This is a genomic window from Olivibacter sp. LS-1, from assembly GCF_008245145.1.
GTDB lineage: Bacteria > Bacteroidota > Bacteroidia > Sphingobacteriales > Sphingobacteriaceae > Olivibacter > Olivibacter oleidegradans.
In genome coordinates, this window is sequence record NZ_CP041643.1 from 3,534,395 (window position 1) to 3,548,085 (window position 13,691).

The following is a 13,691-nucleotide window of genomic DNA, read 5'->3' on the forward strand; positions in this document are numbered from 1 at the left end:
TGCCTTAGCTTTTCTGTTATAAGGTCGAGACCCGATTTTAACAATTGAATCCCACCTATTTCATTTAATTTCAAAATTGCTTGAAATAATCCTGGACAACCCTTCCTAAACGGATTTTTATCCCTTCAAAACGGATTTATTAGTCAGGGTAGCAATAACGTTTTCCTTGCTAAATAGGTTGGATTTCAAATTTAAATTTTCTAAGTTTGATGGTATCTTGTGGTAATGGTATTACCCTTTTCAAGTCTTTCGAGACGCGTTTTTTATGGAAGAAATAGTAGCACCATCCTCCTTTTCACTAAAAGACAATTACCTCATAAGCGCGGATGAATTGTCGGAAAATATTCTATTTAAGTCAGCGGGCATTGAGATTTTTTCGCTGAAGGGATTGAAAGAATTGGAGCTTACTATCAGCGACTGCCAAGAGGAACCTAGCCTTAATATGTATTTTTCGCTGCAAGGAATCTCTTCTGCCAAACCCATATCTTCCGGACAGGAATATCACGTCGAGCCGAATCGGCATATATTGGGTTATATGCCTAACTTTGAGGGGGATTATTCGTTACGCGGAAATCGGGTGGAAACATTTGGGATTTGTATGCAAGAACCTTATTTCGAGCGTTTGATAGCAACGGACTTGCCATGCCTTGAGCGTTTTTGGAACGAGGTGCACGCAGGGAGGGAAGCGGATATCTCCCGTGGGCCCATGCCAATAACCCATCAACAACACACGGTCATTAACGAGATTCTAGCATGTCCTTATGTCGGTCAAATGCGTAGACTGTACTTGGAATCCAAAGTGACGGAGCTATTTTTTTTACAGGCACAGCAAGCCGAGTCAATGCCTGAACAGCCTTTTTTGTTTATAAAGCCTGCTGATATAGAACGCCTGCATGCAGCCAAGCTATTCGTTCAGCAACATATATTTGATCCGCTGACATTAAAACAAATAGCTCGGGAAATAGGCTTGAACGATTTCAAACTAAAAAAGGGATTCAAGCAGCTTTTCGGATGTACCGTTTTTGATTATTTAATGCAATGCAGAATGGAATATGCAAGGCAAATCCTATTAGACACCCATAGCACCATTGCAGAAGTTGCTTACACCTTAGGATACGCCGATCCTTATAACTTTACAAAAGCGTTTAAGCGATATTTTGGTTACCTACCGAGCCAATTATAAGGTACAGCTTAAAGGTGGTATCCCTGGCTCTTCATTTCGGATGCTTTAAACAGTATATACCTATCTTGATCCAGTGGATAATCCCAGCACCCCATTCGGTGATGTAGGTTACCTCCAAAACCCGATTTGAACTTGAAGAGGCCATACATCGGATGCGCGGGATCGGGTCGTGGTGATACACCGAAAAAGTCATATTCTTCACAACCCCTGCTTTTGGCAATTTGCATAGCCCTCCATTGTAGTGCATAGGTGGCCATATAGTTCCGTTTGATAGACGATGACGCACCATACAGATAAGTTCCGCGCTTGTTACTAAGAACTAAAAACATGGCCGCTAGGGGTATCCCATCTACTTCTGCTACCAAAAGTTGCACTTCGGCAGGGGATGCACTATTTTCGGCCCTAGCCTTCAACACAGAACGAAAATATTCAATACTGTTCAGATGAATATTATTTCTGATTGCAGTTTCCCGATATAAAGCATACCATACATCAAGTTTATCTAAACCTACTTCTCGAATATGCACACCCTTTCTACCAGACAGATTAATATTGTAACGGGTTTTTGGCTTCATGGCCGCCAGCAGCGCCTTCGGTTCTTTTCTGAGGTCAAGAAATATTGTATTTGATGGCAAAATGTCTGAATTAGACTTTTTGAGATTCCAGTGTTGTGTACTAATGTTTAACCTAAATTCTTGATATCTCTTTTCCGGAGGACCATTCCAATTACCATACTTATCGAAATGTTCCGGGTCTGTTGCCCATTGCGATTGCCAGGCAAGATCGTAACGTATCGTAATGCAATTCTTCGGCAAATAAGAACGTAATGATTCAGAAAATTCTTCCAGAAATTTTCCTTGGTTTTCTTCGTGAGGCTCAATTTCAGGCCCATAGGGAATATAAGCAATTGTATGCTCATTATCGATATGTTGAAGTAAAATAAGGACGTCTGTTTCTATATAGGCTGATTTTCCGGTGGGTGAACCATTGAAAATAGATGGTTTATTCACTTTGAAGTTAATAGCTAAACTAGCGATCCCTTGTTGTTGTTTTACTTCTGACCAAAATGCTGTCTGCTGAATGATTGAGGTTTTATAAACGTGCTTGATTTCTTTTTTCTCCAGTCCGAATACCATTATTGTTTTGTTTCTTTTATTTCCTCATCACTGATCTCGATCAGCCGTTCTTTATAAAGAGCACCAATAGCTTTTTTGAAGGTTTTTTTACTTATCTTAAGAATCTTATATACTTCTTCCGGCGAACTTTTGTCTCCTAGCGGTATACGTCCATTTCGTTTTTTCAGCAAATCGATAATCATCTCTCTGCTATTAAGAATATGTTCATACCCCAAAGGTTGTAAGGATAAGTCTATTTTTCCATCGGGGTATATTTTTTTAATCCAGCCCTTTCGTTTATTTCCGATACGGAGATTTTCAAACACTTCATTCGCATATAAGAGCCCTATATGCCGATTATTTATAATTGCATTATATCCCAAATCTGTTTCTTCTGAGATAATCAACTCCACCTCATCTCCAACTTCGACACTAAGTTCATCTCTATCAATGTATTTGTTCAATCTTGAAGAACCCACCATGTGGTTGTTCAATGGATCTAGATAAATGTGAATAAGATAACTTTTTCCCTTAACCATAGGCCATCTTTGTTCTTTTTTTGGGACGAAGAGGTCCTTTTCAATGCCCAGATCCATAAATACACCATTTGGAGCTTCGGCGACGACCTTTAATAAGGCATAATCGCCTACTTCTGCATAAGGTTTCTTGGTAGTTGCGGTTAATGCCCCTTGTTTATTGGTATATACAAATACCGTAATTTCCTCCGCATCTTTGGAAATCGGTGATAAGGTGTTTGTGTGGGGTAAGGAGACGATGTTCGATTCGTCATCCGAGAGTGTATATTGTAAATTGTCAGAGCCTACAATTTTAAGCGTATTTAGTTTTCCAACCTTGATCATGTCCAATTCTTTAGCCTTTAGATCGCAAAGGTACTAAATTTAGCTTTAGGCCGAAGCTTTACGTGCTACCTTCACCGGCCCCGTCAATTTATTGAACCTGGTAGGCGATAATGTGATTCTTAAAGAAAGTAGGAAGATACAGCTGGCGCGACGCGCGATCAAAAGCGAAGTCTGCTGTATTCATTTTTTCGGCTTTAGTATCAAGAAGTGTAGTTACTTTTCCATCTTTCGTGACATAGTAGAGGACACCAATCCATGCGCTCACCAAAAAGTTGTCGCCGTCTTTTTGCAAGCCGTCAGTAGATTTTTCCATTCCCTCTGCAATTTTATCGGCTTGTTTGTTTTTATTTAAATAGAAAAGCGAACCGCTATCTAAAAAATATAAACCGTTGTCTGCCGCAAAGAGGCCATTGGGGTTTACGAGACCGTCCAGAAAAACTTCAACTTTGCCATTCTTATAGCAGTAAATTTTTCCACCCTTTGAATCGGATACATAGACGATTCCGTGTGGATCGATTGTAATATCGTTTAGCATACCAACTTGGGGGATTTCAATTTTTTTTAACACTTTATTGTCGGGTATGTCGATAATTACCAGTTCTTTTAAATCTGCCACATAAAGTTTGTCTTTAAATTCGCCTAATCCTTTAGGTGAATTGAGGCCGGTAATCCATTGCGCATTTATAATTTTTCCGTTACGATCTAATTTTGCGATGGACCCATTGCCGTCTGTTGCTGTGTGATTGCCGGGGCCTATTAAGCTTGCATACAGGGTGTTACTTTCTTCTGCAATCAAAACAGATTCAGGAACGTCCAGATGATCTGTTTGCCATAGTTTCTTTAAAGCAGGTTGAGCTAGTAAGTAAGAACTGACTGAAAGAAAGTATACGAAGCTAAATAAGGTCTTTATCATCACAATTTATTGTTGGTAATCGTTTAACAAACTTAGTAAAATTTAAATCGGTGTGCAATGGTCAGTTTTCAGCAACCAGCTTTCGGTTTTATAGTAAGCCTTAAGCTATACGCGGTATGCTTTAAGCTCGCAGGGTCCACGCCATTGTCACATTGTCACATTGGCTAATCGGCTAATCGGCTCATTGGCTAATCAACAATTTAACCACTCAACATTCTCAACGATCTGAATGCCCTAGATCTTTACCCGGATTAACATGATCCCGAATGACTTGTTTCAGCGATTTCACCTCAGGGAAACCACCTGCCCGCTTGCGGTCGAAAATTTCCTGATCGTCAATTCGTATTGTATAGCGTCCACTGACAACACTCGGTTTTAGAAGTACACCCTCGAGGTCTTCGGTGAAGGTGGTAAGAATTTCCTGAGCCATATAAGCCGCACGCAAAAGCCACCCACATTTAGGGCAATATTCGATGATTATCCTAGGTTTCATATATTTTTTTATTTTCAATTAATCTTCTATATGGGGTATCTATTAAACATAAGGATGATACGACTGACCCCTAATCCACTCGTCTTGATGAGATTTTTTCGAACGAATATAATAAAATCAAAAAAATAGAGTTAATGATATGTTAGTGTTTAATAACTACAACTGGTTTGTTTTTTTTATATGTCTTATAATCAGTGAGTTAGTTGATTTGTGTTTCAAAAGAAAAATTAAACACTTATTTTCGCACAATCTCTGAGAAAGGTAGCTGAATTAGAGTGGAATGTTCTTACTAGCGGGGGAAAATGCTGAACTAACTTAGTCGCATTGTAAATGTAAAGAACGATTGTGTATTCTTAAAATAGAAATATGATAGGAAAAAACATTCGAACAATACGTTCAGTCGGATCTAAAGTTTTATTTCTGGCACTTTTGTACTTAGGTTGTGTAAATATAAGTTTTGCGCAAACAAAATATATAAACAATCATAAATCGATAGCAGATTCGCTTTCAAAAGCTTACGGGATACCTTCGTCGGTAATTTTAGGTATTGCTATCCTGGAGTCCGGAAACGGGCAAAGTAGGAATTCTAAATTATTGCATAATCATTTTGGTATCGTAGGCTCTAATAAACTAAAGCAAACGCACGGTATCAAAAGTCGATACAGACAATATAGTTCCGCAATGGGGTCATTTATACATTTTTGTAAACTGATTTCCGGTAAGTATTTTTATTCCCGATTAAAAGGTACGGACGATGCCTCCAAGTGGGTCGATGCTATAAGTAAATCAGGATATTCCACCCATCCTCAAACATGGAAAACACGTATTCTAAAGACCATCTCAAGATATAACTTATGATATATTAGATGTCTTTATGAATGCTAATAAACGTGTATTTCAGTTTATTTTCTTTAGCCTACTTCTTTATCTAGTATTTTCATATATCAATATTGCCTATCGTAAAAAGTGGGAACCCTTTGATCGTATTAATTTAATTTCCGATGTAATTGTAAAGCCACGAGAGAATGTTGCGCTTCACCAAAATAGATACACGTCAGGAAGCAAGAAGGTGAAGCAAAACAACGACGAGAAAAAGAATGACTCCCTTACAATGCATTCAAATGCTTCAATAGATGAAGCATTTATGACCGCAAGTGATAGCTCCAAGGAAAAGGTAATTGTGTCTGCCGAAGCACTTCCCCTAAACCTGAATCAATCTGACATTATTTCCTTTAACATAGACTCCGAAAGTGTTGCCTTATCACGATTTATAAAAAAACTCATTGCCTTGAAAAATGGCAAAAAGACGAAGGTGAGAATCGCTTATTTAGGTGACAGTATGATTGAAGGCGACTTGTTATCCCAAACGTTAAGAAGTTTACTGCAACAGGCTTATGGGGGAAGTGGTGTCGGTTTTGTTCCTATAGCATCGCAGGTTGCCCAATTTAGACGCACGGCTATCGCGTCGTCTTCCGCTAACTGGAGGGATTTCAACTTTAAAAATACTAAAAAGCAAGATTTATTTATTTCCGGCCATGTGTTTTTTTCATCTGGAAACGATTGGGTTAAAATCAAAGATAATACCAGTAAAGATACCTCAATAGTGCTAGGTAAGTATCTGTTACACGGACCGGCAACAGACAGCGCATCGGTGGTTGTTAATAAAAAAACGATGATGCTGGAACGGACATCACTATTTAACCGTACACTCGTAGCCCATAATAAAGATAAATCCATTGTTGTTTCCTCTGCTGACCGGAAACTCCCACTATTTGGCTTGAGCTTCGAATCAGATCAAGGTGTTATCGTAGACAACTTTTCATTTAGAGGCATTTCAGGTTTGGAATTAGGGAAGATTAATGCAGATTTGCTCAAGGAAATCAACGAGCAAAACCCTTATGATTTAATTATTTTTCAGTACGGTGTAAACGTCTTATATAAGCCGGATGACACCAATTTTACTTGGTACAAGCGAGCAGCGATTCCGGTTGTTAAAAAAATGAAGGCATGTTTTTCTAAGGCCGATGTGCTTATCGTAGGAACTGGCGACCGTGCTTTTAGGTATCCCGAGGGCTATCAGTCAGCGGTAGGTATTGAAGCACTTATCAAGGAACAGGCCGCACTGGCGAAACAAACGGATTGTGCTTTCTTTAGTCTATATGCAGCAATGGGAGGCAAAAATTCGATGGTAAATTGGGCTACGCAAAATCCCAGTTTAGCGAATAAAGATTACGTGCATCCCAATGCGTTGGGCGCTAAATTGTTGGCGAAGCATCTATTTGAGGCAATTAATAAGCAAGTGAAGAAATCTGAAAACACAAATTTAAATGGAACTGATTAATATGGATTGGAAATTAGCGCCCATTGAAATTGATTTTTCTGCGCTTGCAAAATCGTTTCTGTATGATCCGAAAAATCCCTTGCTCTTTAACAATGGTTTCTTTGTTTTTTTCTTTGCGCTATTTATTATACTATATTACATTTTTAGAAATCGTTATGCCATTCGCCGTTATATTTTTTGTGGCTTCTCGCTTTACTTCTTTTATAAAGCAAGTGGCTATTTCGTTAGCTTAGTTGTCATTTCTGCAATTGTCAATTATTGGCTTTCACATGCGATTTATAAACGCCGAAGTCGCCGGTATCGGCTTTCCTTGCTTGTCTGCTGCATTTTTTTCAATTTAGGATTGTTGTTTTACTTTAAGTATACGAATTTTTTCTTATCCATTAGCAACCAATTCTTTCATACTGACTTTAGTGCATTGAATATTTTATTGCCTATTGGAATCTCTTTCTATACTTTTGAGAACCTCAGTTATAACATCGATGTATATCGAAGGGATTTTAAGCCTGCAAAGAAATTCAGTGAATATCTGTTGTTTTTGTCTTTTTTTCCAAAGTTAATGATGGGCCCGATCGTAAGGGCGCACGATTTTGTGCCACAAATAAATAAGCCTTATTTTTTACGGGATGAAGATTTTGCTAAAGGTTTTTATTTGATCATTTCGGGCTTAATAAAAAAGTTAATCATTTCGGATTATATTACCCTGAATTTTGTCGACTATGTCTTTGATGACCCGTCCCGTTATACCGGACTGGAGAATCTCTTTGCCGTTTATGGATATGCTATCGTTATTTATTGTGATTTCAGCGGCTATAGCGATATTGCAATTGGAATTGCTAAGTGGCTTGGCTTCAGTATTCCGCCTAATTTTCTGTCTCCTTACCAAAGTAGCGATATAACAGAGTTCTGGAGACGATGGCATATTTCACTCTCGTCCTGGTTACGCGATTATTTGTATATTCCTTTGGGTGGCAACAGGAAAAGCACTTTTAGCACCTATTTATTCTGTCTATTGTTTTTCGTTGCTGTATTTTTTGGTAGCAAACATCTATTAGGCCTAAACAATCAGTACGCCGGCATTTTATGTGCAGGTATTTCAATCGTATTACTGATCTCCGGCTTAATAAAATGGAAAATGTCTGGTGTAGCAGCCAATATGAACTTATTAACCACGATGTTGTTGGGCGGATTCTGGCATGGAGCAAGCTTTAACTTCTTAATTTGGGGAGCCTTACATGGCTTAGCTTTGGCTTTACATAAGATTTGGATGCTGATAACGGGAAAATGGATGGACGGGCTAAAGAATACTTGGCTCTATCAAACGCTGGCAGTACTTGTTACCTTTCATTTGGTATGCTTTTGCTGGATATTCTTTAAGGCTCCTGATTATGACACATCAGTAGTTATGATTTCAAAAATCGCTAATGAAGTTAGTTTCGACGTCTGGCAAGGCTTTTACGCTAACTATAAAACCGTTTTGGCGATGATGTTGCTGGCCTTAAGTATTCACTTTATCCCTGATAATTTTGCAGATGAGGTTGTGGAGGGATTCGGCCCTATCTCATTGGTAACCTACCTGATCGTTTTCTTTTGCTTTTTAATATTGTATGGCCTCTTCAAATCCGCAGAACCGGTTATGCCTATCTATCTGCAGTTTTAGTCGCTAATTTAGACAGAGAAGGTTCCGATGCGGTCGAAAGGTACTCATTATAACCTTTAGCCATTGCATCGAACAGAAGAGCTCCTTGCATGCTATATGCTTTTTGCTGATAATGAATTTTATCAGCTTGCAATAAATTATTTTTCAACCAAGCAAGGGAAGAACCTGCCCCCCCGGTAATGTCAAACAAATCCCAAAGGGGAATGCCCATTTTGTTACAATAAAATTTTAAGGCCAAATTGAGTCGTTCAATCATGGGATTACTACGGCCATTCTTGAATGATTCAGCCGTTGTTGTAATAAGTATGGACGCGCGTGGGTCGATCGTTTGTATTTTGGCTACGGTTTCAGCAACTTGATTAATGTAAATTTCTTCCGTCATTCCATTGTAAAAAGCCTCATTCGTTCCCATGGATAAGATATATAGATCGGCATTTAGCGCAGGAAGCTGCTTCCAAAATAAAGGTTCCTTATTGTATTGCTCGTAGCGTGCGCCATTTACACCGATGGTATGAAATAGCACACCCGGATTATTTCGCTTCTCCAGTGAAGCACCGAAGAAGCTGGGAGTCGATGCTAAGGGGCTTATATTAAAGCCCGTAGCAAAGTCCTTCAGTAAGATTTCCTTGGTTTCTAAGCCGTCTGGCGTCGATTGATCAATGGTGTAGGTATTCGCATCGTTACCTATGGCACGAATATTCCATGATCCTTGACTCACGAAGAGTTTAATATAGTCAAAAGATTGTTGTTTTGCCTGTAAGTCAGGTTTTAGTGACAACCTAATCAAGCCCTGACTATGGATTTTTCTTAAGCCAAATCCGGAGATGCCACTAGCCGCCGGTGTACGTTGATGACTTATTTTACTTGGTAACCACCGGGTAGAAGTTGAACTGGTAATATCCAGTGGACCGTTGGTCCGAGCGACTTGATAAGGAAAAACCAAACCTCGTCCGGCATCACCAAAAAAATCCTGTAGCCCCGCCCGTACTTCTCGAGAAATAATATCCGGCTGTATATGGGAATCGCCGATTTGTACAATATTGACACGATGTCTTTGGCCAGCCCTCAAGGCTAGGAGTTTCTGATAAAACGAAGATAAACCTTCGACATTTGTAATGGTATCCTTTGCAGGGTTGATGAAATTAAAGGATTCATTATATCGTTGGGTTGGTAACCTTTTTAAAACTAAATTATGAATGGTGGTGGTTGATATCTTGTTCGCTCTTGGCTGATTTGCAGTCTCAATTGCTCCTGCCGAAATCGATAGAAGATATAAAAATAATATATAGTTCATTTATGCTACTTCTTGTCTTGTCTTTTCACTATACCTTAAACGTTATCTTTCGTTCTTTTGGTATGCGCCTTAAGCAAATGCAAAAAGAGTTTTATTAAAAATTTTGACAAAGGTATAAAAAAATAGTAAATATAATCTATTGATTTTCAGGTATAAGTGTTTGTCTGCTTAAAACTACTTATGGAAAACTGTCATTACAGTGATCTTATAGATAAATGTAAATTGTCGAATTTAATCGCTCAAGCTATGTTAAACCCTAAATTAAGTATCCTGACAGGTTCTTGGTTAGATCTTGTTTTTGAAGGCAGAAATAAGTTATATGGTGCTTACGTAATTCGTAAGAAGGCACATCACGATCTGTCGAAAGCGCTGCTATTTGGCATCTTATCTTTCTTAATAACAGTAGGCGTTGTTGTCGGAATTGCTCATTTTAAAAAGGACGCCACCTTTCAATTGATTTCAGATAATGACGAATTGGTTTTACAGGAGGTACCGCTCGAAAAAAAGGTGGAAGTTGTACCTCTGTTGCCGAGAGAATCCCAACGGCGTTCGCGGACAGACCAGGTAAAAATGACGGCACCTAAAGTGGTACCACATACGCAAGCGGCGGGAGAACCTCCCACTATGGAAATGTTAAAAAGCGCCAATCCCGGACCGACAATGATTACTGGCGATCCAACTGCAGCAATAACTATCGATACAAAAGTAGGAGCTATAGATGAAATGACCGCCATCACAGAAGGAGGGGAGACCCAAGCAGTTTTTGTAAATGTAGAAGTAAGCCCTACATTTCCGGGTGGGATAAAAGCATTTATGGAATACGTGGCTAGAAATTACAAATTTCCTGAAGAGGCTAAATCTCACGGTATTAATGGAAAATTATTTTTAAGTTTTATTGTAGAGAAGGATGGTTCCCTTACTGATATACAGGTATTGAAGGACTTAGGATTTGGCACTGGACCGGAAGCGGTTAGACTATTGAAACAAGCACCTAAATGGAAACCGGGGATTCAAAATGGACGACCTGTGCGTGTTCGATATCAATTACCTATCGCTTTGCAGATACGGGAGTAGTAGAGTAGTTGGGTAGGGAATATTTTAAATTAGCCGATGAGCTAATTTGCCGATGTAATAACCGGCAAAGTGAGCTAGTTGCATTAGCAGTCAGCAGTAGCACAAGCTTAAAGCTTACTGCTTATAGCCTAAAGCTTACGGCTTACCGCTTATAGCCTAAAGCCCTATGGCTAATGCCAACATAATCGCTGGTTAATAAAAAGATTTTGACTAGGTTTGTGATACATAAATTGAAAAATGAATAAAGGCTTTGCTACCTATTTTTTTGCAGTGGTTTTATCTTTCTTTGTAACGAATGCTTTAGCGCAGAACTACACTGAACAGACCTTGGCGCAAAGAGAAGTTTATAAACAAGCTTTTCTGACAGATGAACATGCCCCTTTGAAGGAGAAGGATTTGAAGGATCTCCGTTTTTTTGGACCGGACAGTTTATACAAAGTGACTGCGGTGCTTACTTTTATCTATGATGACCAACCGTTTATTATACCCACCTATAGCGGTAAGGAGAAAAAGTATTTACGTTTTGCTGAAGCTCATTTTAAAATCAATGGTACGCCAGTAAAACTCACGTTGTTTAAAAGTGTGGCTTTAATGGATAATCCGAAGTATGCCGATTACCTTTTTCTCCCATTTACCGATCCTACAAATGATGAGGAGACATACGGAGGCGGAAGGTATCTGGATTTAAAGCGAAGTGACATTAAGGGCAATCAGCTAACGATCGATTTTAATTTAGCTTATAACCCTTATTGTGCTTATAGTGAAGGGTATAATTGTCCGATTCCACCGTCAGAAAATGCGCTTTTAATTCCGATAAAAGCCGGTGAAAAAAGGTTTGTGGGAACGCATAAGAAAAAAGAAACTCTAAAATGACTGTAAATAATTTCTATCGTATTACCCTTCTTTTTTTATTGATAGGCACTAGCTCTGTCCATGCCCAGCATAGACAAGTGGACGTAGGGCTAAATTTAGAAGGGATTACTTACCCCTTTGCTGAGCACTACATTTCGCTTGTTAATCAGGGGGAGCAACTGCGTATGGAGTATATGGATATAAAACCTGCACAGGCTAATGGCAAAGTTGTAGTACTGCTACACGGAAAGAACTTTAACGGTGCGTATTGGGAACAAACAGCAAAGACGTTGGCCGATAATGGATATCGTGTAGTAATTCCGGATCAAATAGGCTTTGGAAAGTCATCCAAGCCTCAACGGATACAATACAGTTTTCAACTACTTGCAAAAAACACCAAGGCTCTTTTAGATAGTCTTGGCATCTCTAAAATCTTTTTATTGGGTCATTCCATGGGAGGAATGTTGGCTACTAGGTTTACACTTATGTATCCCGATTTGGTTGACAAGCTGATATTGGAGAATCCAATTGGTTTAGAAGACTGGAAAACGGTTGTTCCATATATAAGTATAGAAGAATGGTACCACGGCGAATTAAAGCAAAATTATGAGCGCATAAAAGCTTATCAATTACAATTTTATTATGATAACAAATGGAAGAAGGAATACGACCCTTGGGTTGACATGCTTGCAGGCGTTACAAACAACATCGATTATCCACGTTTAGCTTGGAATTCTGCCTTACTGTACGATATGATTTTTACCCAACCGGTATGTTATGAATTTGCAAATATAAAAGCATCTACTCTTCTGATTATCGGACAAAGAGATCGCACAGCTCTTGGAAAAGCAAAAGCACCGAAGGAGGCCCAACAAAATCTCGGCAACTATCCCGAACTTGGCAAAAAAACCTCAAAAGTTATTAAAGACGCAACTTTAGTTGAACTAGAGGGGATAGGACATTTACCGCATATAGAAGCTTACGATCGGTTTATTGATCCTTTAATAGAATTTCTTGCAAAGTAATAGTAAAGCGGAAGAAGAAAGCAGGTACTTATACTATAAATAGACGCTTAAATCGCCCTTTCCTTGCCGGATGACATCAAACTCGCCCGAAGTACAATCAACCACAGTTGAAGCTTCGTTGCCGCCATAACCGCCATCAATGACCAAATCTACTAAATTTTGGAATTTTTCATGGATAAGTTCAGGATCAGTTGAATATTCTAAAATTTCATCCTCATCATGAATAGAAGCCGAAACGATTGGATTTCCCAATTGCCTTACAATTTCCCTGGCGATGTTATTGTCGGGTACCCGTATACCGACGGTTTTCTTGTTTGAACTCATCAATTTAGGAACTTGATTACTTGCATTGAAGATATAGGTAAAAGGACCGGGTAAGGATTTCTTAAGCAATCGAAAGGTCGCTGTATCGATGGGCTTGGTGTATTGAGCGATATCCGTTAAATCATAACAGATGAAAGATAGATTTGCTTTTTCCGGCTTGATTCCTCTAATCCGACAGAGCGTTTCAATCGCCTTTTGATTCGTTATATCGCATCCAATACCATAGACGGTATCTGTAGGATAAATAATAATCCCACCTTTTTTAAGCACGGCAACAACTTGCTCTATCGCACGTTCGTTCGGGTTTTCGGGATATATTCTTATAAGCATATTAAAAAGTAAAAATTCAAAATTAAAAAGTCGAAAGCGTACCTGCCAGTAGGTGCTACTGCTACTACTACCGTTACTTTCAGCCATAAGCTATAGGCAGTAAGCTTTAAGCTATAAGCATAAGCTTTAAGCCTACACAGTCTATGCCATTGTCACATTGGCTAATCAACGACTCAACCATTCAACTACTTAACTACTCAACATGAATATATAACCTCCGTTGAAGA

At 39.0% G+C, this 13,691-nt stretch carries 13 protein-coding genes; 7 read left to right on the forward strand and 6 right to left on the reverse strand.

From position 1 onward, the window contains the following. The first annotated feature begins 265 nt into the window (after window positions 1–265). On the forward strand, window positions 266–1,183 hold the full coding sequence (locus tag FKG96_RS14425; protein ID WP_130857810.1) for an AraC family transcriptional regulator: 918 nt from the start codon (window positions 266–268) through the stop codon (window positions 1,181–1,183). 8 nt (window positions 1,184–1,191) lie between these two features. Here the strand turns inward: FKG96_RS14425 and FKG96_RS14430 are convergent, their stop codons facing one another. The 4 genes from FKG96_RS14430 to FKG96_RS14445 all read right to left on the reverse strand — a co-directional run bounded on the left by FKG96_RS14430 (window position 1,192) and on the right by FKG96_RS14445 (window position 4,564). Then, window positions 1,192–2,319 carry a peptidoglycan bridge formation glycyltransferase FemA/FemB family protein gene (locus tag FKG96_RS14430; RefSeq protein ID WP_130857809.1) on the reverse strand — a complete coding sequence of 376 codons (1,128 nt, stop codon included), beginning with the start codon at window positions 2,317–2,319 and terminating at the stop codon, window positions 1,192–1,194. Further along, window positions 2,319–3,158 carry a S1 RNA-binding domain-containing protein gene (locus FKG96_RS14435; RefSeq protein ID WP_013666587.1) on the reverse strand — a complete coding sequence of 280 codons (840 nt, stop codon included), beginning with the start codon at window positions 3,156–3,158 and terminating at the stop codon, window positions 2,319–2,321. The genes FKG96_RS14430 and FKG96_RS14435 overlap by 1 nt, the downstream gene beginning before the upstream one ends. An 88-nt stretch (window positions 3,159–3,246) precedes the next feature. Then, window positions 3,247–4,071 (reverse strand): SMP-30/gluconolactonase/LRE family protein, encoded by an 825-nt coding sequence (locus FKG96_RS14440; RefSeq protein WP_130857808.1) that lies wholly within the window; start codon window positions 4,069–4,071, stop codon window positions 3,247–3,249. 217 nt (window positions 4,072–4,288) lie between these two features. Then, a complete protein-coding gene (locus tag FKG96_RS14445) occupies window positions 4,289–4,564 on the reverse strand; it encodes a SelT/SelW/SelH family protein (protein WP_149105687.1) in 276 nt (91 codons plus the stop codon). Between the two features lie 366 nt (window positions 4,565–4,930). On the opposite strand from FKG96_RS14445, the gene FKG96_RS14450 reads away from it, so the two are divergent. Genes FKG96_RS14450 through FKG96_RS14460 form a run of 3 tightly spaced genes read left to right on the forward strand, consistent with a single transcriptional unit; the run spans window position 4,931 to window position 8,565 of the window. Further along, the gene (locus tag FKG96_RS14450) at window positions 4,931–5,422 is read left to right on the forward strand and encodes a glucosaminidase domain-containing protein (RefSeq protein ID WP_013666590.1); all 492 of its coding nucleotides are present in this window, start codon (window positions 4,931–4,933) and stop codon (window positions 5,420–5,422) included. A 16-nt stretch (window positions 5,423–5,438) separates the two neighbouring features. Next, window positions 5,439–6,905: a hypothetical protein gene (locus tag FKG96_RS14455; protein WP_149105688.1), complete on the forward strand. Its 1,467-nt coding sequence runs from the start codon at window positions 5,439–5,441 to the stop codon at window positions 6,903–6,905. Beyond that, window positions 6,892–8,565 (forward strand): MBOAT family protein, encoded by a 1,674-nt coding sequence (locus FKG96_RS14460; RefSeq protein ID WP_246860289.1) that lies wholly within the window; start codon window positions 6,892–6,894, stop codon window positions 8,563–8,565. The genes FKG96_RS14455 and FKG96_RS14460 overlap by 14 nt, the downstream gene beginning before the upstream one ends. Here the strand turns inward: FKG96_RS14460 and FKG96_RS14465 are convergent. Beyond that, on the reverse strand, window positions 8,546–9,859 hold the full coding sequence (locus FKG96_RS14465; RefSeq protein WP_013666593.1) for a GDSL-type esterase/lipase family protein: 1,314 nt from the start codon (window positions 9,857–9,859) through the stop codon (window positions 8,546–8,548). The genes FKG96_RS14460 and FKG96_RS14465 overlap by 20 nt on opposite strands. A 246-nt stretch (window positions 9,860–10,105) precedes the next feature. Between FKG96_RS14465 and FKG96_RS14470 the strand changes: the two genes are divergently transcribed. From FKG96_RS14470 to FKG96_RS14480, 3 genes are all read left to right on the forward strand, one after another. After that, complete coding sequence (locus FKG96_RS14470) at window positions 10,106–10,933, forward strand: energy transducer TonB (protein ID WP_149105689.1); 828 nt, start codon at window positions 10,106–10,108, stop codon at window positions 10,931–10,933. Window positions 10,934–11,170: 237 nt separating this feature from the next. Next, on the forward strand, window positions 11,171–11,806 hold the full coding sequence (locus FKG96_RS14475) for a DUF1684 domain-containing protein (RefSeq protein ID WP_130857805.1): 636 nt from the start codon (window positions 11,171–11,173) through the stop codon (window positions 11,804–11,806). Then, the gene (locus FKG96_RS14480; protein WP_149105690.1) at window positions 11,803–12,810 is read left to right on the forward strand and encodes an alpha/beta fold hydrolase; all 1,008 of its coding nucleotides are present in this window, start codon (window positions 11,803–11,805) and stop codon (window positions 12,808–12,810) included. Before FKG96_RS14475 ends, FKG96_RS14480 begins: the two co-directional genes overlap by 4 nt. Window positions 12,811–12,843: 33 nt before the next feature. On the opposite strand, the gene FKG96_RS14485 is transcribed toward FKG96_RS14480, so the two are convergent. Next, entirely contained in the window at window positions 12,844–13,464 is a 621-nt protein-coding gene (locus FKG96_RS14485; RefSeq protein WP_041388377.1) for an L-threonylcarbamoyladenylate synthase, read from the reverse strand. Between the last annotated feature and the right edge of the window lie 227 nt (window positions 13,465–13,691).